General features: G+C 60.5%; 24 protein-coding genes, 2 tRNA genes and 3 pseudogenes. 20 read left to right on the forward strand and 9 right to left on the reverse strand.

What is annotated here, in order from left to right:
• Positions 1–37: 37 nt before the first annotated feature.
• From AC3WL8_RS35850 to AC3WL8_RS35870, 5 genes and pseudogenes are all read left to right on the forward strand, one after another.
• The gene (locus tag AC3WL8_RS35850; protein WP_492379869.1) at positions 38–517 is read left to right on the forward strand and encodes an MFS transporter; all 480 of its coding nucleotides are present in this window, start codon (positions 38–40) and stop codon (positions 515–517) included.
• Positions 478–1,116, forward strand: coding sequence for an MFS transporter (locus tag AC3WL8_RS35855; protein WP_492379882.1), 639 nt, complete (start codon positions 478–480; stop codon positions 1,114–1,116). The genes AC3WL8_RS35850 and AC3WL8_RS35855 overlap by 40 nt, the downstream gene beginning before the upstream one ends.
• 252 nt (positions 1,117–1,368) lie before the next feature.
• Positions 1,369–2,175, forward strand: a complete 807-nt coding sequence (locus tag AC3WL8_RS35860; RefSeq protein ID WP_492379870.1) for a TetR/AcrR family transcriptional regulator — start codon at positions 1,369–1,371, stop codon at positions 2,173–2,175.
• A 148-nt stretch (positions 2,176–2,323) separates the two neighbouring features.
• On the forward strand, positions 2,324–3,289 hold the full coding sequence (locus AC3WL8_RS35865; protein WP_492379871.1) for a Bug family tripartite tricarboxylate transporter substrate binding protein: 966 nt from the start codon (positions 2,324–2,326) through the stop codon (positions 3,287–3,289).
• A gap of 185 nt (positions 3,290–3,474) precedes the next feature.
• Positions 3,475–4,592, forward strand: a pseudogene (locus AC3WL8_RS35870) (DNA-binding protein).
• 10 nt (positions 4,593–4,602) lie between these two features.
• Here the strand turns inward: AC3WL8_RS35870 and AC3WL8_RS35875 are convergent.
• Complete coding sequence (locus AC3WL8_RS35875) at positions 4,603–4,917, reverse strand: hypothetical protein (protein WP_492379872.1); 315 nt, start codon at positions 4,915–4,917, stop codon at positions 4,603–4,605.
• Positions 4,918–5,160: 243 nt separating this feature from the next.
• Positions 5,161–5,376 carry a DUF2188 domain-containing protein gene (locus AC3WL8_RS35880; protein WP_492379873.1) on the reverse strand — a complete coding sequence of 72 codons (216 nt, stop codon included), beginning with the start codon at positions 5,374–5,376 and terminating at the stop codon, positions 5,161–5,163.
• 193 nt (positions 5,377–5,569) lie between these two features.
• Between AC3WL8_RS35880 and AC3WL8_RS35885 the strand changes: the two genes are divergently transcribed.
• From AC3WL8_RS35885 to AC3WL8_RS35895, 3 genes and pseudogenes are all read left to right on the forward strand, one after another.
• Complete coding sequence (locus tag AC3WL8_RS35885; RefSeq protein WP_492379874.1) at positions 5,570–6,565, forward strand: IS630 family transposase; 996 nt, start codon at positions 5,570–5,572, stop codon at positions 6,563–6,565.
• 249 nt (positions 6,566–6,814) lie between these two features.
• Positions 6,815–6,943: pseudogene (locus AC3WL8_RS35890) on the forward strand (glycosyltransferase family 1 protein); the annotation flags it as partial.
• A 75-nt stretch (positions 6,944–7,018) separates the two neighbouring features.
• A tRNA-Ile gene (locus AC3WL8_RS35895) sits at positions 7,019–7,095 on the forward strand.
• 108 nt (positions 7,096–7,203) lie between these two features.
• Here AC3WL8_RS35895 and AC3WL8_RS35900 read toward each other — a convergent pair.
• Both AC3WL8_RS35900 and AC3WL8_RS35905 read right to left on the reverse strand, forming a co-directional pair.
• Complete coding sequence (locus AC3WL8_RS35900) at positions 7,204–7,578, reverse strand: hypothetical protein (protein WP_013959253.1); 375 nt, start codon at positions 7,576–7,578, stop codon at positions 7,204–7,206.
• Between the two features lie 391 nt (positions 7,579–7,969).
• Complete coding sequence (locus AC3WL8_RS35905) at positions 7,970–8,170, reverse strand: hypothetical protein (RefSeq protein WP_080569644.1); 201 nt, start codon at positions 8,168–8,170, stop codon at positions 7,970–7,972.
• Between the two features lie 348 nt (positions 8,171–8,518).
• Between AC3WL8_RS35905 and AC3WL8_RS35910 the strand changes: the two genes are divergently transcribed.
• Positions 8,519–8,722: a cold-shock protein gene (locus AC3WL8_RS35910; RefSeq protein WP_013959255.1), complete on the forward strand. Its 204-nt coding sequence runs from the start codon at positions 8,519–8,521 to the stop codon at positions 8,720–8,722.
• Between the two features lie 108 nt (positions 8,723–8,830).
• Here the strand turns inward: AC3WL8_RS35910 and rpoD are convergent, their stop codons facing one another.
• Positions 8,831–10,861 (reverse strand): RNA polymerase sigma factor RpoD, encoded by a 2,031-nt coding sequence (rpoD, locus tag AC3WL8_RS35915; protein ID WP_085959711.1) that lies wholly within the window; start codon positions 10,859–10,861, stop codon positions 8,831–8,833.
• A 779-nt stretch (positions 10,862–11,640) separates the two neighbouring features.
• Here rpoD and AC3WL8_RS35920 point away from each other — a divergent pair.
• The 4 genes from AC3WL8_RS35920 (at position 11,641) to AC3WL8_RS35935 (ending at position 13,587) form a co-directional block, all read left to right on the forward strand.
• Positions 11,641–12,108, forward strand: a complete 468-nt coding sequence (locus AC3WL8_RS35920; protein ID WP_013959257.1) for a hypothetical protein — start codon at positions 11,641–11,643, stop codon at positions 12,106–12,108.
• Positions 12,109–12,214: 106 nt separating this feature from the next.
• Positions 12,215–12,291, forward strand: a tRNA-Ile gene (locus tag AC3WL8_RS35925).
• Between the two features lie 436 nt (positions 12,292–12,727).
• The gene (locus AC3WL8_RS35930; protein ID WP_013959258.1) at positions 12,728–13,042 is read left to right on the forward strand and encodes an H-NS histone family protein; all 315 of its coding nucleotides are present in this window, start codon (positions 12,728–12,730) and stop codon (positions 13,040–13,042) included.
• Between the two features lie 377 nt (positions 13,043–13,419).
• A complete protein-coding gene (locus AC3WL8_RS35935) occupies positions 13,420–13,587 on the forward strand; it encodes a hypothetical protein (RefSeq protein WP_158310043.1) in 168 nt (55 codons plus the stop codon).
• Positions 13,588–13,632: 45 nt separating this feature from the next.
• On the opposite strand, the gene AC3WL8_RS35940 is transcribed toward AC3WL8_RS35935, so the two are convergent.
• Genes AC3WL8_RS35940 through ligD form a run of 3 tightly spaced genes read right to left on the reverse strand, consistent with a single transcriptional unit; the run spans position 13,633 to position 17,892 of the window.
• The gene (locus AC3WL8_RS35940; protein ID WP_013954363.1) at positions 13,633–14,448 is read right to left on the reverse strand and encodes a tetratricopeptide repeat protein; all 816 of its coding nucleotides are present in this window, start codon (positions 14,446–14,448) and stop codon (positions 13,633–13,635) included.
• Positions 14,445–15,338, reverse strand: coding sequence for a non-homologous end joining protein Ku (gene ku, locus AC3WL8_RS35945; protein WP_013959259.1), 894 nt, complete (start codon positions 15,336–15,338; stop codon positions 14,445–14,447). Before ku ends, AC3WL8_RS35940 begins: the two co-directional genes overlap by 4 nt.
• 31 nt (positions 15,339–15,369) lie before the next feature.
• Positions 15,370–17,892 (reverse strand): DNA ligase D, encoded by a 2,523-nt coding sequence (gene ligD / locus AC3WL8_RS35950; RefSeq protein ID WP_492379875.1) that lies wholly within the window; start codon positions 17,890–17,892, stop codon positions 15,370–15,372.
• 383 nt (positions 17,893–18,275) lie between these two features.
• On the opposite strand from ligD, the gene AC3WL8_RS35955 reads away from it, so the two are divergent.
• The 5 genes from AC3WL8_RS35955 to AC3WL8_RS35975 all read left to right on the forward strand — a co-directional run bounded on the left by AC3WL8_RS35955 (position 18,276) and on the right by AC3WL8_RS35975 (position 20,901).
• Positions 18,276–18,830 (forward strand): hypothetical protein, encoded by a 555-nt coding sequence (locus AC3WL8_RS35955; RefSeq protein WP_492379876.1) that lies wholly within the window; start codon positions 18,276–18,278, stop codon positions 18,828–18,830.
• Complete coding sequence (locus AC3WL8_RS35960) at positions 18,827–19,240, forward strand: SOS response-associated peptidase family protein (RefSeq protein WP_492379877.1); 414 nt, start codon at positions 18,827–18,829, stop codon at positions 19,238–19,240. Before AC3WL8_RS35955 ends, AC3WL8_RS35960 begins: the two co-directional genes overlap by 4 nt.
• Before the next feature lie 69 nt (positions 19,241–19,309).
• Positions 19,310–19,756: a zinc-finger-containing protein gene (locus tag AC3WL8_RS35965; RefSeq protein ID WP_492379878.1), complete on the forward strand. Its 447-nt coding sequence runs from the start codon at positions 19,310–19,312 to the stop codon at positions 19,754–19,756.
• Positions 19,757–20,201: 445 nt separating this feature from the next.
• Positions 20,202–20,453 (forward strand): DUF6088 family protein, encoded by a 252-nt coding sequence (locus tag AC3WL8_RS35970; RefSeq protein ID WP_492379883.1) that lies wholly within the window; start codon positions 20,202–20,204, stop codon positions 20,451–20,453.
• A gap of 175 nt (positions 20,454–20,628) precedes the next feature.
• Positions 20,629–20,901: an XRE family transcriptional regulator gene (locus AC3WL8_RS35975; RefSeq protein ID WP_492379879.1), complete on the forward strand. Its 273-nt coding sequence runs from the start codon at positions 20,629–20,631 to the stop codon at positions 20,899–20,901.
• On the opposite strand, the pseudogene AC3WL8_RS35980 reads toward AC3WL8_RS35975, so the two are convergent.
• Positions 20,894–21,091 (reverse strand): annotated as a pseudogene (locus tag AC3WL8_RS35980) (IS630 family transposase); the annotation flags it as partial. The gene AC3WL8_RS35975 and the pseudogene AC3WL8_RS35980 sit on opposite strands and share 8 nt — an antisense overlap.
• Before the next feature lie 189 nt (positions 21,092–21,280).
• Here AC3WL8_RS35980 and AC3WL8_RS35985 point away from each other — a divergent pair.
• Complete coding sequence (locus AC3WL8_RS35985) at positions 21,281–21,499, forward strand: toxin HicA (protein ID WP_492379880.1); 219 nt, start codon at positions 21,281–21,283, stop codon at positions 21,497–21,499.
• Positions 21,489–21,812, forward strand: a complete 324-nt coding sequence (locus AC3WL8_RS35990; RefSeq protein ID WP_492379884.1) for a type II toxin-antitoxin system HicB family antitoxin — start codon at positions 21,489–21,491, stop codon at positions 21,810–21,812. The genes AC3WL8_RS35985 and AC3WL8_RS35990 overlap by 11 nt, the downstream gene beginning before the upstream one ends.
• The last annotated feature ends 239 nt before the right edge of the window (positions 21,813–22,051 follow it).

The raw sequence follows: 22,051 nt of genomic DNA on the forward strand, positions 1-22,051 counted from the left end.
CGGAAGGCGAGTCCGAGAGAAAGTAGGAGACAGCTTCATGCAAGCCGCCCCGAACGCGCCGTCGCGCGTATCCGCCTGGATCTATGCCGGTGTGATTCTTGGCGCTGCGCTCGGCATGCTGGCCGGCTATGCGCCGTTGTTCAATGCCACGGTGGGCGTGTTTGCCCGGGCGCTCGCCAGCGAGTTTGGCTGGGGGCGCTCGCAGGCCTCGTATTCCTACGCGGCATCGATGTTTGGGCTGGCCGTCGTCAGTCCCATCGTCGGGGCAATGATGGACCGCTTCGGTATCCGGCGCGTGATCGTCTGCTCGGCCACCGTACTCGGTATGGCGACGGCGGCGATGTCACTCCAGAACGGTAGCCTGATTCTCTGGGTGGCATTGTCGGTGCTGGTTGGCATATCGGGTGCAGCCACGTCGGTGCTGGCTATCTCGCGATCTTGCCGGCCGGCCGGCTTGGCTTGGCGCTGGGCATTGCCATGTGCGGCCTCGGCGCGGGCACGGTCATCCTCCCCATGACCGCCCAGTATCTGGTGACAGCGTTCGGCTGGCGCATGGCATACATTGGTTTGGGGCTCGGCTCGATTGTGCTCTCGCTGGTCGCCTGCATCCTGATGCGGGAACGCATCAAGGCAAGCGGCGACGCCTTGCGCGTATCGGGCGCGCCCCCGGGCGTGGCGTTCCGTAGCGCGCTGCGCAGTTACAGGCTCTGGGCCATCCGGTTTGTATTCGTGCTCAGCTCGGCCGCGACGCTCACTCTGGGGCCACATCTGCCATCACTTTTTGCGGACCGGGGCTTCGATGCCGCCATGGCCGCACGCAGCGGCTCGATGGTCGGCATCGGCTTGCTGGTCGGACGCCTGGCTACCGGCCTGTTGATCGACCGCATCCACGCGCCTTTCGTGGCAAGTGTGTTTTTTGTCGGCGCCGCCATCGGCGTTTTCCTGCTGCGCGGCACGCACGACTACGGCACGTTGCTGATTGCCACTGCGCTGATCGGCCTCACGATCGGTGCCGAAGGGGACCTGATCTCGTTTCTGGTCCGCTCGTACTTCGGACTGACTTCGTTCGGAGCGCTGTTTGGCATCGCGTTTCCGGGTATGCGCTCGGGGCCGTGATCGGCCCGATTGGCTTGGGGGCGTGGTTCGACCACCATGGCAGCTACGACGTGCCGCTCTCGTGTTGCCGGCGATGCTGCTGGCGGCCGCCGCACTGGTGCTGTCGTTGGGTCGCTATCGCGTCGCGAGCCATGCGGAAACGATGCCCGCCACAGCGTCGGCATGAGGCGTGGCAAGGGGGAAAATCCCGGATAGAATTGGCACACTACCAATTTCGAGCGGGTCCGCCGAGCCGGCCCGTTTGCCTCGACCATGCCTGCCGCCCGCAAAACGCCAGCCGCTAAGTCCGCCGCTCAGCCAACGACCAATCCAGCGCCGCGTCGCCGGGGCCGACCGCCCAAGACGGAATCGCCGATCGGCGCCGAGCCGATGCTGAGCCGTGTGGCCATTCTTCAGCACGCGATTGAGTTGACCAAGAAGATGCCCCTGGACCAGATATCGATGGTTCAACTCGCCAGGGACTTCGGGGTGGCGCCAGGCCTGATCCATTACTACCTGGGCGGGCGGGACCAACTGGTCTCGGGGGTCCTGAACGACTATTACCGGCAACGCCTGCTGCGGGTGCCGGCATTGACCGGCGACTGGCGAGGAGATGTGGAGAGGATCGCTCGGCTCAGCTTCCAGGTTGCGGTGGAGAATCCGGGCGTCAGCAACTATGTGGCGTCGCACAACCGGTATCGCCTGTTCCAGGACGTGCAGCCTGGCGAGATTGACTACGGCCTGGAGTTTTTCAATCGCATGACGTCCGCCATCATGCAGGGCGGTTTCAGCGCGGAACAGGTGGCGCTCGGCTATCACTTGCTGGCGCAATATCTCGTCGCGGCCAGCATGGCGGAAGCGTCCCGCCAGTTGCCGGCCTACCACCAGTCATTCATTCAGAACAAGCTCGAATCCGTGTCGGCCGAGCAGTACCCCGGCGCACGCTTCGTGAGCAAGTCGTTCTCCCATCTCTCTTCCGACACGGCCTTCGAGGTAGGGCTGCGCATTACGCTCGACGGCATCGAGGCATGGCAGCGGGACGCCAGGCCCGCGAAGAAGAAAAGCGCGCGCGCTACATAGACCGCGCGCTTTCGGCTTGTCGATGCCAAGTTACGCGGCGCTAGTGGTATGTACTTATTTAAGATGCAGTCAATAAAACTACAATCGCTAATTGATTGCATCTCAAATAATGTCCGGCGATACGCCGGCGCCGCAGAACGGAGACGACATGAAGCGCCCCTTGTTCACCCTCATCGCTATTGCCGCATCGCTCGTCGGCACGTCAGCCCAGGCCGGCCCGTACCCCGACAAGATGGTGCGCATCCTGGTGCCGTCGATTGCCGGTAGTGCGCCGGACATCATCGCGCGACAGGTGGCCGAGCGCCTGACCAGCGCCTGGAAGCAGCAGGTAATCGTCGAGAACAAGCCCGGCGGCAATGGCATCGTTGCCATGAGCGCGCTTAAGCAGGCGCCTGCCGACGGCTACACGCTTGCGATCTTCCACGCGGCTGCGGCAGTTACCACACCGGTGATGTACAAGGAAGCGAAGTTCGATATCCAACGCGACACTGAAGTGGCGGCCACGCTTGCCTATACGCCGATGATGTTCGTGGCCGGACCATCGACGCCTTACAAGACCCTGTCCGATGTACTCAAGGACGGCAAGGTACGACCGGACGATGTCGCCATCGGCAGCCCCACGCGCGGCTCCGTGCCGCACCTGACGGCCGAGATGATGGGGCAGTTGCAAAAGACGAAGTTCCGGCAGATCAGCTTCAGCGGTACCACGCAGGCCATCCAGGCCGTAGTGAAGGGCGACGTACCGGTGTATGTGGATGGCATTGCGCCGCTGGTGCCGCTGGTGCGGGCTGGGCGGCTCAAGGCGCTGGCCGTGACATCGGACGCGACCTTGCCCGGCTTAAACGGCATACCGCTGGCCAAGGACGTGGCGCCGGGGCTCGTTGCCAAGGGCTGGTTCGCTGTGTTCGTGCCGAAAGGAACGCCGACGCCAGTGCTCGACCAGGTCAATGTGGCTGTCAACCAGAGCTTGGGCCAGCAACCGTTCGTGGACCGACTGAAGGATGTGGGTACGTATCCGATGCCGATGTCTCGCACGGACGGTGCGAAATTTATCGAATCGGAAAAGCTCCGCTGGGAGAAGGTCATTGCCGAAGCGGGCGTGAAGCCCGAGTGAACCGCTGACTGTTCCTGTACGGAGACAAGTAATGCTTAGGATTCTCTGCCAGGCAAAGGCCTGGCGCGCGTTCGTTCGTCGGCACGTGGGTGTCGGTATTGAGGGTCGGCCGGGATTCGTGAATATCTGAAGCTTCAGATATTCACGAATCCCGGTCGACCCTCGACACCGCGCTGCAGGCCGCCATGGCCAACGACATTGCCGAGCTGCGCGCGCGCTTTCCCGAAACCCGCGCGCTGTACCGTGAGGTCTGCGGCCTGCTGTTTTTCCGCTACGGCGTCACGCCCACCGCCACAAGCTCTACAGCCTGGTGCGCAAGGGCAGCATGGGCACGCCATCTGAAGTGCTGCAGGCGTTCTGACAGGAGCTGCGCAGGCGCACCCGCGTCGCCATCGACCATCCCGATCTGCCGGATGCCTTGAAGGACATCGCGGCCGAGGCGGTCAAGACCATCTGGCAGGCGGCCAACGAGGCCGCCACCGCCGAACTCGCCACGCTGCGCGCCGAGGCGCGCGCGGCGGCCAGCGCCGCGGAAGTGGAGCGCGATGCGGCGCGCGCCGAGACCGCGGCCGCCCGGGAAGAGGTGGCCGCCATCTCGGCGCAGCTGGACGAGGCGCGTGAGGCGCACGGCGCCGTGCAGGCGGATCTGGCCGCGGAGCGGCTGGCGCACGCGGCGACCCAGGCCCGGCTGGAAGCGGGGCGGGCGGAACTGGACGCCTCCGGGCGGCAACTGGCGGAACTGTGCACCCAATTCTCGACCGAGCTCGAGCGCGCCCGCGAGCAGGTGACCCTCGCCCAGGAACGGGCCGAAGCTAGCGAGCGGCGGAGCCTGCGCGAACTGGACGCGGAGCGTACCGCGCGCCAGAAGAGCGATCGCACGGCCGAAGAGTTGCGCGGCGAATTGGTGGCGGCACGCAGCGAGGCCCGCGACGCGGCCGTGGCGCAGGCCGAAGTCCGCGCCCGGCTCGAAGCCTAGGCCGCGGCGCTCACGGGGCGACTCACCGAGCGGCTCGCGGCCGCCGGAGAGACGCAGCCACGTGCCGCCAGCGAGCTGGACGCGGTGCAGGCGGAGTTGGGCGCGGCGCAACGCCGGGCCGAACGGGCCGAGGTCGAAGCGGCGCTGGCGCGCCAGCTGCTGGCAGAACTGCTGCAAGTGGCCGCTCCTGATTCGACTGCTTGTCGGCTTAGGATACAGGCATGCGCGGATGGTAGAAACTGCCGGCTACGCCCCCCCGACCCGCTCTTGCGGCTCATGCGTGGGCACCTGCGCGCTGTATTTATATCAATCGCTGCTTGGGAATAGTTCGTCGGGATTAGCCTATGGCAACGACTTGGCCCACCCCCGCCTTGGCCTCATCCAGCGCTTGGTGCAACTGTTCAAGCTCCGCCGGCCGCCCGACAAACCGTGCCAGTCTGCGCCGCTGCGCCACTTGCAGGCGTGTACGCAATACCCCGAGGCGCGGCACTTCATATTTGGCAAGCGGCTCCGGGTTGCCCTTTGCCTGGGTCGCTCTTGAAGTTGATAGCCCTTTGTCAGCCTGCAGGTCGGCGCGCTGACCGGAGTGGAGGCGGGCGTCGCGATGCGTCCACAGCGCCGCAAGCTCTCCATCCCGGATGGCGATGTGCATGGTGTTCCCCATCGGATCCTAGTCCGTAAGCAAGTCATCTTGCGAATCGAGCGTACGACCGCACGAAGCGCATCGCCACAGCGACCGGATTCGCCTCGAACAACGCATACCACCGCATGGGGTCGGCATCCACGCCGGCGAGGTGGCACAGCCCGTTGGGGAGCGCGCCCTGCTTCAGGATAGGAGACGGCAAAAAAGTAAGAGCACTTCGGCCGGGGAGGTCGAGACAGTAGCAGGCTCGCGCTAGTGAGTGTCTTTGCAATAGGTGTAGCGTTCGTGGATTTTGCCGTTCCGACCGTGGATGAACAGGGCAACGCCGTCCGCTTTCGCTTTTTCTGTACCAGCGGCGACCGCCTGATCCTGCGTCAGATATTCCGCGCTGGCTTCGTCTTCCCCTTCAACTTCGACGACCCAGCCGTGCTTGCCGGTTGGAATAACGTGAATATTGTGTGCGTGCATGGTGATTTCCCCAGCTGACTATACCCCTCAATGATTTTACTTCTAGCGCTGGTGCGTCGGAAACACCAGCAGCGACTGTGTGGAACCGCTCAGTCGGAGCGGGCTGAGCGCTTCAGGTAGACGAAATACGCGGGCACAGGCGGAGGCTCGCTTGTCGCCCCCTTGCGCGAAGCCATGGCAGGAACGATGCGGCGTGGCGGCGCCTGGGGACTTGCCATCTGGCATATCTGGTACGGGCTGCGGGCAGCCCATGCAATCGCATGGGCAAAACCTGGTCATCACCATTGTGCGTTGCCACCCAGATGACATTCGAGTGGCCTTCGGGAATGGAAGTTGCGAAGCATGGGGCCTGTACGCACGCCATCCCGGCAGAGCCCCCGCTCGCACGCCGGAGAAGCTTGAGGCGCGTGTGTTGAACACCACGCTCAAGCGCAAGCCAGCCGACGGGTCGACGCACTGGAGTAGTTACAAGCTGGCCGCAGAGTTGGGCAACGTGTCGGTCTCGACCGTGCAACGTATCTGGCGCAAACATGGTCTGCGCCCCCATCGACTAGCGCAGCACATGATCTCCAACGATCCGGACTTCGAGACCAAGGCTGCCGACGTCATTGGCTTGTACCTGAACCCGCCGGCGCATGCGGTGGTGTTCTGCGTGGATGAGAAGACCGCGATCCAGGCATTGGACCGCAAAGACCGCATGTTGCCGTTGTCGCCCGGGCGTGCCGAAAGCCATGGATTCGAATACAAGCGCAACGGCACCTTGAGCCTGTTTGCCGCATTGAACACGGCCACCGGAGAAGTGCTAGGCAAGACCGCGGCGCGCCACACCAGCGAGCAGTTCGTGGCGTTTCTGACCGATATCGTGGTCGATCAGCCCGATGGTCAGGAAATCCACGTGATCTGTGACAACGTGAGCAGCCACAAAACGTCGCGCGTCCAGGAATTCCTGCGGGCCCATCGGCACGTGCACATGCATTTCACGCCCACATATTCGTCGTGGCTGAATCAGGTGGAGAATTGGTTCTCCCATATCCAGCGTGACGTCATTAGTCGCGGCATCTTTACTTCCGTGAAGGACCTGGACCGGAAGCTGATGCGCTATATCCGTCAGCACAAGGAGAATCCGGCACCCATCAAGTGGAAGTACAAGGATCCATCTCGGCGAATTCGCCCGGTGCCATTTAATTGACGCAGTGTACTAGTGTCCTGAGTCTGAAATTCATTGCATTATTTGGCTCGCGTTGTACTCTGCATTGAAGGCACGCACAGGGCGAGGTAGCGATGAGGGGAAGACCGCAGCGGCACGCATCGCTCAACCCGACAACTTGAGCAAGCTATCCGCCAATACCTTGACACAACGCCAACCCCACGCCTTTCGTGTGGACAAAGTCCGCCGATGACATCCTCGCCAGCATCAAGCGATTTTGTCTACGAATTTCTGACTCGGGACACTAGGCGCCTGCGCATCCTGACCTGGCATGTCCACGGCAACTACCTCTACTACCTGTCGCAGATCCCGCACGAGCTCTACCTGGTCACGCGCGACGGCACGCACGGCTATGCCGGTGTAGCTATAGAACAGAGGCGGTGGAAAACTGTTCGCAAGAGGTCGCCTTCGGGTAACATCTCGCGCTCCACGCAAGGGCCGGAAGCTTAAGTGGTATAAGCCGTCGACTCATAATCGACTGATAGTGGGTTCGAGTCCCACCCGGCCCACCAATAATAATGGTTCTCGGCATGCGAGGGAGCGGGATACAACGACACTGTCGAGTACCCGTGCTTCCCTACAGCGAACCGTTCATTGTCGAGAGGGCAGACCGCACCAGCTTACTCTGCCCACTGTGCATCCACCTCCCTCATCAAGTGCCCCGCGAGAATATAGTCCCCCAACTTCGCCGCCTTTGCCTCCAGGCTCTCTAGCTCATCTGCTGGCAAGTTGTTAAGCTCAAATTGGCAGTACAGATTCCGCTGCCGGAACGTTGTCTTTGGTCGCAATAGGCCGGCAACGAGCGCAGCCGGCGAGCGGACTGCGATGTTTTCGTGCCCGCGATACTCGACGCGTATCCCAACCTTCTGGCCGAGCCTGCCGAGTTCAACAGCATCCTGCCAACCTGACTCGTAGTCCAACTCGACCACCGTTACTCCCTCTGTCTCCAGGAGCTTCAGTGCCTCCCCTCTGGTTCCAGCTCGAGCTGTCGCCATTCTGTCCTCCGCGCGCGCGGGCGTACGCGTATTTGCCAGCCGCAAACAGGGCGTGTGGCTATTCGTACGCTTCTTCGGCCCTGGTCCTATATTGCATGGCAACATTGTAAGGGGGCAGCTTCGTTTGCTTGCGGATTTCGGTGAACTCAGCGGTTTCGGTGAACGTGATCAGGGAAGGAAGGTGGTACTGCGCGATCAGAAGAATGTAGCGTAGGTAATTTACGGTGCCGAATCAGGGATTCGACGACGGACGATGATGGCTGACATGGGCCGGCTACCGCCGTTGCGCTTCCGCCATCCCCGGTCGACAACGGTTAGCCGCAGCATACGGACCAAGAAGTGCATGGGGCCGGCGTTGGCGGGACACGGCGATAGGGCACGAAACGAAGTCTTACCGAATGCTTCGCACGGCTTCGAGCATGGAGTGTCCTTGACTCGTCAGGCGGGGATAAACATTGCCGCTATCATGCCCGTGCTCCATCGTGACCAGTTTGTGGGCCAGCAAGCCGTCCAATTGATCTGGTTCGAGATCATCGATATCTTGCGCATCGCCAAGCAGTAGTAGCGCGGCGATTTCGTGCGGACTTAGCATGGCGGCCTCCTTTGCCGGCGTTTGCCGGGGTCGGAAAATGGAACCTACGACAGCTGGTCCGTGGATCGAATTCCACGAGGACGATGAGAACGGCAGTGAATGCATCGGTGCGAGGGACGCGCAGGAAGCGCACACCGGGTATTTACCGTAAACTCTTTTGTCGACGGAATCAAGCGACGCGTGTGTTGCGTCGCAGCAGGGTCAATCAATGCACCGGGGCATTTAAAGGCTGGTGAAGCCTCGACCAAGGGATTGTCGGCGACGGCCCACCGTGATACAAGATAGCCGCACATTTGGCGCAAGCCGGTGGCGTCATCTACAACTAGTCTTCCTTGGAACATTCAGAACATGGCAACAGGTACCGTCAAGTGGTTTAACGATGCAAAGGGTTTTGGGTTCATCACGCCGGATGACGGCAGCGATGACCTGTTCGCGCACTTCTCCGAGGTTCAGGGAAACGGCTTCAAATCACTTCAGGAAGGCCAGAAGGTCAGTTTTGAAGTCAAGCAAGGTCCCAAGGGGAAACAGGCAGCGAATATCAAACCGCTGTAAGATTTCCGCGCCGCAAACGCGTCCTGTCAGGGCAGCGATCGGGCGATGCGTGATCGCTGCGGGGCTGAAGTAGGGCGTCGAAAGGGGGCGTGTACTCCTCGCCTTTGCTCAGCGCTCAAGAAAGGGCCTCAACTTGTCAGCGCGACTGGGATGCATTAGCTTGCGCATCGCCTTGCTTTCAATCTGACGGATCCGCTCGCGGGTCACGTCGAACTGCTTGCCGACCTCTTCAAGCGTGTGGTCAGAGGTCGTATCGAGCCCGAATCGCATCCGCAGGACCTTGGCCTCACGCGGCGACAACTCGTCGAGTGCCTCATCGATCGCGGCGCGCATGTTCCCGTGAATCGCGGCCTCAGTTGGTGAACTCGCAGAGACATCCTCAATCATGTCACCGAGCGTCGCGTCGGCATCGTCGCCCACAGGGGTCTCGAGCGAGACAGGTTGCCTCGCGATCCTGAGGATACTGCGCACTTTTTCCTCGGACATCTCCATGCGCTCCGCGAGGATAGCGGGATGCGCTTCCTGTCCCGTCTGTTGCAGGAATTCGCGCGAAATCCGGTTCAGCTTGTTGACCATCTCGATCATATGCACCGGCACACGAATGGTGCGCGCCTGATCAGCAAGCGCGCGCGTGACGGCCTGACGGACCCACCAAGTGGCGTACGTCGAAAACTTCCAGCCGCGCCGGTATTCGAACTTGTCCACCGCCCTCATCAGGCCGATATTGCCTTCCTGGATCAGATCCAGGAACTGCATGCCGCGGTTGACGTATTTCTTGGCAATTGAAATGACAAGACGAAGATTCGCTTCGATCATCTCCCGCTTGGCCTGCCGCATTTTCAACTCCGCGGCAACCATCTGGCGGTTGATCTGCTTGAGCTGCTGGAGTGGCAGCGAGACCCGTGCCTCGATCTCGATGAGTTTCTGCTGCCCGGCCTGAATGGCCGGCAGATGTCGCTCAAGCGCCGTGCCAAAGTGCCGCGAAGTCGCCGCCATGCGGCAGGTCCATGTAAGGTCGGTCTCGTAGCCCGGGAACGACTCGACAAACACATCGCGTGGCATGCCGCAACGGTCGACGGTGATCTCCAGGATGCCGCGTTCGATCGCACGAACCTCAGTAGTCTGTGCGCGCACACTGGCGCACAGGCGGTCGATGGTTCTGGCCGTAAAGCGGATCGGCGCCAGTTCGCGCTGGATCGCCGAGCGCAATTGCGCAACGGCCGCGGAACGGGTTTTGCCAGTAACGGGTACATCCGGCAACTGCTCGAACAGTGCACGCACGCGCGCGAAAACCGCAAGACTGTCGCTCGTGAGTTGTTCGAGGCGGGCCGCGTTCGTTGTCTCCGGATCGCCGGCGTCCATTTCAACGTCGTCACGGTCTGGGTCATCGTCGGAGGCCTCTGCTTTCACTTCAACCTCTTCGGACTCCAGCGTCATTTCGCTTTCGTTCACGTCGTCGCTGATGCCAGCGACCAGTTCGTCGATACGCAGTTCGCCGGCAACGATGCGGTCCGCATCGACAAGAATCGTGGACACGACCGACGGACACGTGGCGATCGCCTGAATCATGTCCTGCAGGCCGTCTTCGATGCGTTTTGCGATCTCGATTTCGCCAGCGCGGGTCAGCAGTTCGCGGGCACCCATTTCACGCATGTACATCCGAACCGGATCAGTAGTGCGGCCGAATTCGGAATCGACGGTCGACAGTGCAGCTTCCGCTTCCTCGTCCGCCTGATCGTCGGATGCCGCGGCGGCCGCGGCATCGTTTAGCAGGAGCGTCTCTGCGTCCGGCGCCTGCTCGTACACGGCCACCCCCATGTCGCTGAACGTGCCGACGATCGTCTCCATCGCAGCAGTTTGCGTAAAGTTGTCGGGCAGGTGATCGTTGATGTCCGCGTGGGTGAGATAGCCGCGCTCACGGCCAAGCGCGATCAGCGCGCGCATCTGGCGTTGACGCTCCTCCTCCTGGCGCGCCATTGACGCGATGTCCAGCGGTATTGTGACGGCCTGGGTCTTTTCCTTTGGCGCGCGGCGGCCGGCTTTTGAAGTAACTGCGATCACGCGGGACACTGAATTGTCGCGAACTGGCTTTGCCAATACATTCTCCTCGACAGGTTGGCCGACGATCGTCGCGGACATGACGGCAGGTCAATTAGCCTGTCGGGGTGCGAACGAAATCGTAGAATGACGCACGGACAGTCGAGGCCGGGACGCCTCTCGCGGAATTCGGTGTGCGCAGAATGGGGATCGTTAGATCATACCCGACGACGTTGTGCGACGCAATATTCGGTGGGTAGAGATGTTGCCCGAACTCGTCGAGGAAGGCCGAAAGATTCTCCTGTTCTCGCGGTTCACCAGCATGCTCGAGCTCGTTGCCACCGCGCTCGACGAGGCGCATGTCCCGTACCGGTGCTCACGGGCAATACCATCACCTGTTTCTGCGAAGGGCACGTCCGGAGATCGTCCGGACCGGCACCGTGCACCTTCGGATCACAAGCAAGATCCGCGTCTGGGGGCGGGAGCCGCGAAACGTGGGAAGTAGGGAAAGATCATAGGCGCAACACGCAGCGCACCAGCCGCTGCCACGCCAATGTGACACCGAACAATGCACCAAGGATCCAGCGAAGCCAAGGATCCAGCCAAAGGCGCCTTTGGCCAGGAAGCCACAGCCACCACCTAAAGTGAGCAGAATGGTCGAGGTAGTAGCCCGCTAGGACCAGGCCAAGATCGGCTTGCGTTTTGTTGTTTTGGCGAATGTACCAAATACCAATGAGAAAGCGGTGCGGAAGAGGGTGGCATCTCGGCCGTCGGCTGATCGCACCGGTTGGATGCAACTCAAAGAAGAAACTGAGCTCTATTATGTAACGCCACTCGTGCGGTTATACTCCGCGCTTCACTCACAACTATGATTAACCAACATGGTCGCAGCAACTAAAACGACGCGGGTAAGTGCAACTGCCAAGGGAAAACCTGCCGCAAAGAAGGTGGCCGTGCCAACGAAAAAGGCCAGCGTGCTTGCCCGTGAGGCACAGGCAGCGAAGAAGCGCTTGCTGAAGCTGCGCGCTGACACGAAGAAGGCAATTGAAGCGGCTAAGCGCGAGATTGCCCAGGCCGTGGAAGCCGCAAAGGCCGCGGCCCGCTTTGAAAAGCAAGCCGCAAAGGACAAGCTCGCGGCGAAGAAGGCGAAGGCTGCAGGCGCCAAGAAGGCGACGGGCAACAAAGCTTCCGCAACGAAAGCGGCGGCGAAAAAGGCCGCCCCCGGTACCAAGGGCAAGGTCGCCGCGAAAGCAGTTCCGAAGGCGGCCGCAGTGAAATCTGCGCCGAAGAAGCGGGCTTCGGCGAAGAAGGTGGTTCCGGCTGTAGCATCGCCTGAAGCGTCGGCGTGATCGTTGCTTCGGCTGGTAACGCGATGTCGCCAACCAGCTGATTGATGACAAGATGCTGTGGAAAGCTGAGGCGTAAGAACTTGGCGTCGGCTTTCCCCTTCCAATTGGGCCTTTTTCATGCTTCGTTAAAGCAGCGGACTCATAATCCGTTGGTGCCGTGTTCGACTCACGGGAGGCCCACCACGCAACCATTGGCTTCCATCCGTCAGGTTTGCTTCTTTAGCCTGGACTAGACCGCGACCGGAGGTCTTGATGTGTCTTGGTAGCGACACTGCGCTTCCTCTGACTGGTGCAATTCGCCCGGGCTATGTGGGAAGCCCAACCGCCGTCGCTCAACGTATATGAAGCGTCGCTGTGATGGGAACTGATGCAAACGCGTACCCGTTTCTGCGATCCGCAGCCGACGTCATCGGGTGCGGATGTCGCCCAGCCTCACTTCAAGCCGACATCTATATGAAGTCCGCTTTGACGCTAACAGCGAAGCCATACATTAATACAAACAGTCCACGCGATTTCAATCAGCCATCAGCTTCATTCGTAAGTCTTAGAGGACGAATACCTTGCAGATGGTCTTTGGAATGCGTATAAGTCAATTGTGACTGAACAATCGGAGGCAAAAATGGCAACGTATCAGGATTTGTTGGCGCAGAAGCAAGCGTTGGAAGCCAAAATCGAAGAAGCGCGTTCGACTGAGGTCGCGGGCGTCATCGAACAGATTCGCGAGCTGATGGTTCGGTATAGCCTGTCGCCGGAAGACATAGCGCCGCGTCGTCGTCGGGGCCGGCCCACAAGTACAGCGTCCGCGGCCACCGAGAAAGCACCGCTTCCGCCGAAGTACATGGATCCCAAAACCGGCAAAACCTGGTCGGGACGTGGCCGGACGCCGGCGTGGCTGGGCAAACGGCCTGAGCGTTTCCTTATCCAGCAGGAATGATCGATTGCACGCGCGTCGTCCCTTGAATGACGACGACTCAGTCGACTCTCCACGAGACTGTGCGCATCAATGTGTCTCGACCGGTAGTTGAGAGCCGCAGAACGTCCATGAAGAAATCATCGGGCAACTGGTGAGTTGCCCGTGCCCAGTATCGTCCAGTCGTCTATGCCAGGCAATCGGCCTGTCCACAAAGGGGCGCTCACCCAAAAAAAGCCCGCGTCACCGGGGGCGGCGACGCGGACGGTAGCAGGACTGCCCAGGCATGATACGACGCCGCAAAAAATTCTTAAGTCTGAATTAAGCCAAAATTAACATCCATTTTCCCCGAGAGAAGGCTTCCACGGCACAATGGCAAAGTGGAGCCATCACTTTCAAGCGTGAAAATGATCTACGCATCTCTTGCTCTAAGTGATCTAAACGTTATTTTGGAAGGCGTCCCATTGGACGGGGTGGCCAGCCAGAAATGCCGCCCGAACGGCATCGCCGTCGCTCATGACGGCGCGGCACCAATGCCGCGGCTGGCCGCGCTCGATTGTCCGCTCTAGGAGGGCTGGTGACCGCTTGATCGAGCGGCCACCCACTTGTTGGCTTTATGGACGGTCGAGCTTCCGGAATGCGTTGAAATGCCGCAGCGCATTCTGGAAGTGGCCCAACTCCTGATGCAAACGCGCTGCGTTGTAGTGGGCATCGGCATCATCAGGCGCAAGTTCAATGCATCGTTCATATGCCGCCAGAGCTGACTGCAGGGCGCCGACATCCTCGCGTGCAACCCCCAGGTTGAAATGCAACTGCGGCGCGTTCGGAAGCACTGACAATGCCCCTTCATAGAGCCTGATGGCTTCGTCGAAGCGTTCTTGGTCTGCCAACATGCACCCAAGGTTCAGGTAGGCGTTCAGCATTCCTGGCGAGATCTCTAAGGCGCGTCGGTACGCCGCTTCAGCCGCATCCGCGTCGACAGGTTCAAGTGCATAGCCTCGCGCAAAGGCTTCCTCGGCGGTCGCTTGGTTGGCACGCGTTCGCGTTAGATCAACGACTCGCACATCGGCTTCATCCGGTCCGAACTCGATCAGACGTTGGCCGCTCTCGACAAGCCACGCGCCGTGCCGGTCCCATGCCGATATTTTTCCGCTGCTTGCGGAGATTCGCAGCGCCGATAGGTGCCGGTTCGGTGTGAGCCGTTCGAGACGACGCAGCGCCCGCAGAATCCGTGCGGGCGCAACGCTCGATCTGTGCAGAGATTCGGCGGTGCGAATCAGAACCACGTCCTGGAAAGAGAAGACGTACTGACCGCGTGGGCCTCGTGCAGGAGTGACCAGCCCGGCCGCTACCAGACTGGAGATCAGCCGGCGCGAAGCGCCCAGGCGCGTCTCCAAATCGCGCGTGGTCAACCCTTCGCCGTGGTTCATGCCGACTTTTTGGTGTTGCGTCGGATCGGGGTCGGCTCAGAAGGCGCTGTGCCCCGCTTACCGGCTCTGCGGGAAGTTGACGGCTCGGCGGCCTTCGCTCTGCCCGCGGGCGCTCCCTTCTTGGACAGACTCGCGCGAAGTGCATCCATCAGATCGATGACCTGACCGCCAGCGGTGACTTCAACCGGTTCGGGCGATACGATTTGCTTGCCGGCGATCTTCGCGTCGATGGCGGCGAGAATCCTGACTTTCTCCTCGTCCTTGTACTGGGCCGGATCGTATTGGCCTTCCGAGGCTTGCTCGATAAGCTGCATCGCCAACTTTAGCTCCGCATCTGAGACTGCCACTTCCTCGATATGCAGTTCGGCGATGTTGCGGACTTCATCCGCGAACAACAGTTGCTGGAACACCAGGCCGCCCTCGACCGGTCGGATCTGCACGATATGCGATTTGCCTTTCGAGGCCCACTTCGCAATGGCACAGCGACCGGTCTTCGACATGGCCTCGCGTAGAAGGCTGTACGGCTTACCGCCGCGCTTATCTGGAGCGATGAAGTACGCCTTGTCGTAATACAGAGGATCCACACTGTGCTCGGGAATGAACGCAACGATATCGACCATGTGGCTGGCGCTCTCTTCCAAGGCTTTGAGTTCATCGGGGGAGAACGTCACGAAGCGATCTTTCTCAAACTCGTAGCCCTTCACCATGTCTGCACGCTCGACAACCTTTTGGGTCTGCTCGGAAACGTACTGTTGTTTCAGCCGCGCGCCGTCTTTGCTCAGTAAGTTGAAGCGCACGGCAGAACTTGTCTCGGTGGCCGTGTAGAGCTTGACGGGGATGGACACCAGGCCGAACGACAGAGACAAAGAGGCGAGGGATCGTGCAGGCATTGGATACTCCACAGTACAGATGCGCCAGCATTCAGCTTAATCGTTCGATGGCGGCGGTCAAACTTTGGCGTGCCTCCCAGTAAGACTGCCAGGGATCCGCCACTTGGAAACTGAGGTATTCCCGGGCGTCGCGGATAGTCCACTGAGCGCCACTTTTCAGCTTGGTAAGCTGCTCCCAGGACACCGGGATGGAGACACCGAGCCCTGGCCGCGCTCGAGCCGAGAACGCGGCTGCGGTGGTTTGCGAGAAGCCGTTGCGCAGATAATCCACGAAAATCCGCCCCTTGCGGTTGGCCGCCCCAGAGCGGGCGGTGAAGCGCTGGGGCAGGGTGACCGCCAAGTGCTTGACGGCGGCCCGCGAAAACGCCTTCACTTCATCGTAGGAACGCTGCGGCGCCAGTGGCACGGCGACGTGCAGCCCCTTGCCGCCGCTCGTTTTCAACCAGGACTGCAGCCCCAGTTCATCCAGCAGCGTGCGCACCAGCATGGCGGCTTCGACCATCGTCTCCCATGCAATCCCTTCGCCAGGATCGAGGTCGAAAATGACTCGGTCGGGACACGCTATGTGGCGGGCCGTCGAATTCCACGTATGAAACTCAACCGCATTCATCTGGGCAGCGGCGACGATTGCTTCTGCCGAATCAGCAGTGAGTAATGCGGCATGGCCGGGCCAAAGGGATTGGGGTTGCTCGGTGAGGCCGGGCATCGCCGTTTCCGCGTGCTTCTGAAAGAACGTCGGCGCATCAATGCCATCCGGCGCGCGCACCAAGGATAGCGGCCGATCTTTGAGGTGGGGCAGCATCCGCTCCGCCACGCTCTCGTAGTAGCGAACCAACTCGACCTTCGTGATACCTGTGGATTTGTCGATGACACGGTCCGGATTGGTGACCTTGATGGCGCTCACACCGTGCGGCGTCACGGTAGTCTGGATCGCCTCTCGCCGGATCGACTTAGCTGGATGATCGGCGCGCAGGCCTTTGAACGAGGCTTGACGCACCTGGCCTTCAGGGGTCCAATCGGAAAACTCAACTTCTGCAACGAGGGTGGGTTTTACCCAACGAACAGCGGCTTCTCGACCTCCACCCCATCGCCGGCTGGAATGCGCCTCCGTCGAAAAGGGACTTCGGTCAACCTCCAAGGCGGCCAAGCGCCTCCTGAGCTCTGTCGCCGTCGCGCTGTCCCAGCCGGTTCCAACGCCGCCGACGTAACGGAGTTCCCTGTGCGCATACACACCAAGCAATAGCTTGCCTACCTCGGCTGCCGCACCACTGCGGTCCGAGAACCCGCCAATCACAAACTCCTGACGCAGTTTGCATTTGGCCTTCAGCCACGTCTGCGTGCGCGCGGAAACATAGGAGGCGTCCGCCCGCTTGAACATCAAGCCTTCGAGACCGAGCTGGCACGCCGCCTGGAAGATCTGCGCCGGGGGGGCATCGAAGGCCTCGCTAAAGCGCACGCGTTCGGAGCGATCTCCGACAAGCTCCCCCAGCTTAGCCCGACGCTGGGCCAGGGGCACGTTGCGCAAATCCCGGCCTTCCCAGAAGGGTAGATCGAAGGCGAAGAAGACGATTGCGTCGCTGCGATGCCCGTCGATGGCGTTCTGCAAGGCATTGAAATCTGGCATGCCATCGCGCAGCACGACGATCTCGCCGTCCAGCCAGCCTTCCGAGATGTCGAGCTTCTCGATCTCCGCGGCCAGCGAACGCAGCATCCGGGTCCAGTCATGCCCATTGCGGGTAAAGAGCGTCACCCGGGCGTCGGAGATCCTGGCCAGGATGCGATAGCCATCGAACTTGGTTTCGATGACCCACCCGGTACCAGTCGGAAGTGCGGGTGCCGGGTTCGCAAGCTGTGGCCCGAGCTTAGCCGGCAAGGGGGCGAGCGGGGCGTCCGTGATGGCGGAATCGGAAGCCATTTCGGTTGAGCCCTGTGACGTCTGAGTCAGCGTACCCAGTGGCTTTGCGATGACGCTATCCGGCAAAGCTGCCAACACGTCGAACTCCGCCAGTGGTCGCGCCCAGGCATCTCGCTTCTTGAACAGGATCCACTGTTCTGAATGGTCACCGGGCTTGGCGATGCGTACCAGTTCCCAACGGCCTGCCAGCTTTTCTCCATACAGGTCGAAGAGCAACTTGCCTGAGGCCATACCTTCATGCGGATCGCCGATTGCCTCCCACGTGCCACGATCCCAGACGATCACCGAGCCGGCGCCATACTGTTTGGCCGGGATCTCTCCCTCAAAATTGGCATAGTCGAGCGGGTGGTCCTCCACATGGACCGCGATGCGCTTTTCGCTGGGATCGTAGCTAGGGCCCTTGGGCACTGCCCAACTAAGCAGAACACCATCGAGTTCAAGCCGGAAGTCGTAGTGCAGCCGCCGTGCCCAATGCTTCTGGACCACGAAACGTAACGGATTGGCCTTTTGGCGCCGCTGTCGTGTTCCTGCCGGCTCTGAAGTGACGCTGAAGTTGCGCTTCTTCTGATAGCAGTCGAGGTTGGGCGATCGCTCTGCAGTGCGAGCTCTAGCCTTTGACGTTCCTGGGGTCGTTGCCATAGGCGTTTCGCATCCGGATCGCTACTTTCCTTCCATGGACGATCAGCTCGGGCTGCAGTCTTCTTGCCAGCGTCGTCCCGGTGCTAATCGCTGCGTCCCTGTCGAATGTGGGAGTGTCTTCTGCGCCACCTCCACTTCAACCTTCCGTTGGTCGCCGCTTGGCACCACATGAACATTTGACATGTCGGCTCCTCGGGTTGCCATATTGCTGCAGTCTAGGCCGCTATCTCAATGCGATATAGAAGGCGGCGTCTGACAGGTATGCTCGTAAGGCCTGCCGTGCAACCGGCGTGCTCACCCATTTTCCAGAAGGGGGCGCCCCTGCAGGGCCAGGCCGGCGCCACTAGAATGGCTTCTTTAGCCACAACGCCACAGTGACAGCGATGTGCTATTCCGCGCAGATTCACACCAGCTATCGAAAGTACGTTCGGGAATTCGGAGCCTCCGTCAGTTTTGAGCATTTTGTCGAGCTTCTCTGGGAGAAGCGCAGAGACGGCGGCTGGTCCAAACTCCCTAAGACAATGCGTGCCGCATTCCTTTCCGCCGCCAGCGACAAGGAGCGCGCTGTCGCCGATCTTGTGGCGGCGGGTGACAAAGGTCAGGCGAGAGCGTTGGAAACGGAGCTGTTCCAGCAGAAGACCTGGCTGACGGCCGCGGAACGCGCATTGGCAGCCAAGCCGACGAAGGAGCTGGAGAACGATCAGCGCATCGCGACTGACAAGATCGCGAGGGCACGGCGCAATCTTGCCGACCTGCAGCGAGCCGATTTGATGGATCGGGACTCGCGTATTTTCCCGGGGCATTACGCGCCTGTGATGGTGGTGCAGGACGGCCAGCGGGTTGTGATTCCGATGCGCTATCAGTGCAGGCTGCCGGGTGGACGCCGGCGATGGAGCGCCAGAAACTTGGTTCATACAATGCAAGACGCGACAATTTGAAGAAGGCATGGCGACAGCTATACGGCTATAAACACGGCATCATGATCGTCAATGCTTTCTACGAAAATGTCGCACGACATCGGATGGAGCAGCGAGAGCTGGCGCCTGGCGAGCCGGAAGAGAACGTAGTTTTGGAGTTCAGGCCCGAGCCGCGGCAGGACATGCTGGTGGCGTGTCTATGGTCGTTCAGCAAAGGAGGAGAGGGCGAGGCCGATCTCTATTCCTTCGCTGCCAGTACCGACGAGCCGCCCGCTGAGGTGTCGGCCGCAGGGCATGATCGTTGTATCGTGCCAGTCAAGCCCGAGCATGTGGAAGCCTGGTTAAATCCCGACGCGAAGAACTTGGACGCGCTCGATGCAATCCTGGACGACCGAAACCAGCCCTACTACGAGCACCAACTGGCAGCGTAGGGAACGAAGGATCCCGATTCCATGTCGTAGAATCTCGCACTTCCTGCACTGCGCAACTCAGGGTCATTGATGCGTGTTGGCCGACCGATACCTGCTCCTCCTCAGCCCCTCTGCGATTACTGCGGCGGGAAGGCGGTTCTTGCCCGCGTGGGAGAAGAGGCATACCCCTATTTGGAGGACCACGGGCCTGTGTGGATCTGCTCCCCGTGCCAGGCGTGGATCGGCGTGCGTGCGCGAAGCAAGCAACACACCCCGCTTGGAAGGTTGGCCGACGCGGCATTACGCGAAAAGAAGAGCCGACTGCACGATGCCATCGAGCCTTTGGTCACTGCGAAGATGCGGCGCGACGGTGTCAACGCCTTTGAGGCGCGGGGCAAGGCAATGAAGTGGCTGATTGCATCGCTCCACATTCCAGTCGACAGCCCCAGCATCCATGCCCTTTCGCCTGATCAGTGCGAACAGGCAATCCAATTCATCGCCGAGTTCCAGGCCTCACGTGGGCGAGAGCCTTCCTGATGAGGGCAACGAGAATACCGTTAGCAGAAATTCCTGCTCGCGGTGTCCAGGGATCCAAGCATAGGCGACAAATCGACAAAGCGTTGCGCGATCAGGTGTCGCACCTCGCCTTCGCATTGCCACTGGCCATAGACACCGAGCAGGGAGGCAGTCAATACCTCGCGTCGGTACTTCTCCATCACGAAGCTTGTGGCAGAGCAGGGCAAGCGGGTGGCGGTTCAGCGTGAGGCCGAGCGAGCGATAGTCGCTGACGATCTCCTCGCCTTCCGTTGGCTGCAGCAACTCCGTCAGGCAACTGATCGGCCAGCCGCCGCCCGGAAGCTCCTTGTCGAGCGACGGATACCCGGTCGGAACGGTGCGTGCATTGCCCCGAGCAAGCTGCGAGGCAAGCCAAAGTGACGGATGCATGGTTTCGGGGGCGACTATTTATACAGTTGTCACCTGTATGAGGCGCGCCCGCGCTGCCGGGCGCGGGGGAGTTTTCACACCCAGTGATTTCCTGGACGTAGGGGGTAGGGCAGCCATTGACCAGGCCCTTTCACGGTTGACGAAAGGTGGAAAGCTCCGTCGTTTGGCACGAGGCCTGTACGACTTTCCCAAAGTTCACCCGAAGTCTTCCCTTCCATCCCCCAATGTAGGGGATGCCCACGGCCCGAGCACTCGCCGTTTACGAGGCGGGTTTTATATCACATCTTGATGTGATCAGCTATCGCGACGCGTCCGTGCGAGTACCGCTCAGTTCCTTGGATGCCCTGGCACTCTTGGTATTTCCCCGAAGTTGTCTTTACATTGCCTTCCCGGAATAATCGCGCCCTCAGCCACCGCCGTGCAGCGGCTGAAGGGGTTGTTGTCTACCAGTAAAGGGAGTCCACGTGTTTCGCTTCGAGTATGGAACGACCAATGTCTATGCGCAGCTTGGCTTCGCTGACGCAGACGAAATCCCGCTCAAGGCGGGCATTGTGCGGGACATCACCGAACGGATTCGGGGCAGTGGACTGACGGTTTGCCAGGCCGCAACCCTCATTGAAGCATCGCAAGCGGATCTGCTCCTGGCCATTTGCGGCAAGTTCCAAGCCTTTCGTGCGGCAGAGCTACACGGCTGGCTCAAGCGGCTAAGCTGCCCGCTAGTACACTGCGTCAATTAAATGGCACCGGGCGAATTCGCCGAGATGGATCGTTGTACTTCCACTTGATGGGTGCCGGATTCTCGTTGTGCTGACGGATATAGCGCATCAGCTTCCGGTCCAGGTCCTTCACGGAAGTAAAGATGCCGCGACTAATGACGTCACGCTGGATACGGGAGAACCAATTCTCCACCTGGTTCAGCTGTGAGGCCAGCCAAAGGGACGGATGGATGGTTTCGGGGGCGACTGTCAGCATATGGGTTCCTGCTGACAAGTAACTGTATATCCATACAGTATTGGAAAGTCCGAAAACCGGGTGCGGAAATAGCGGCAGGTATCTCCCAGCCAGCTCCTGAGCATCGCATGACGGACAAGGGGAAGATTCTCGACAAGATGCGGCGTGAGCCGCAAAACGTACGCTTCGCCGACCTCAAAAGTATGTGAAGCGTATTTCGGAGCACCCCGTCAGTCGGGTAGCAGCCATGCCGTCCTCAAGACCCCGTGGGCCGGGGATCCCCGGGTCAATATTCAGAACGACAAAGGCATGGCCAAGGCCTACCAGGTCCGTCAGATCTTAAAGGCCATCGAGAAGTTCGAACAGGAGCAGCATCGTGTTTGATCACTACACCTACCGAGTTACCTGGTCCGCCGAGGACGAGGAATTTGTGGGTCTGTGCGCAGAATTTCCGTCCCTTTCATGGCTCGCCGGCTCGCGCGACGAAGCCCTGGGGGGTATCCGGCAAGTGGTGACGGAGACCGTTGAAGATATGCGCGCAAACGGGGAAAAGATTCCCACTGCCTTGGCCGACCAGAACTTTAGCGGCAAATTCGTGGTCCGCATCCCGCCCGAGTTGCACCGGGCGTTGGCGACCGAAGCAGCCGAGCAAGGCGTCAGCCTGAACCGACTAGTCTCGGCGCGGTTGGTAGCCTGACCGAGCGCTTGCGCCGGTCACCCTTAGCCAAGAACGAGCGCAGGTGCCGCGCAGAGCCTGACAAATGGAAATTGCGCGGGCGGGGCGATCGGTAGGCGGGCCTGCATCGCATTTGTTATGTGTCATAACAATTTAACATAATGCAAATTATGCGAATAAAGTTTGTTAGGCCCAAATAGTAATGTCGTACTTGAGCCAAATAGAAATGTCGTACCCCCTTGCCAAGGCTGGCATGCTGG

The organism is Cupriavidus sp. FW305-F7, from assembly GCF_058782875.1.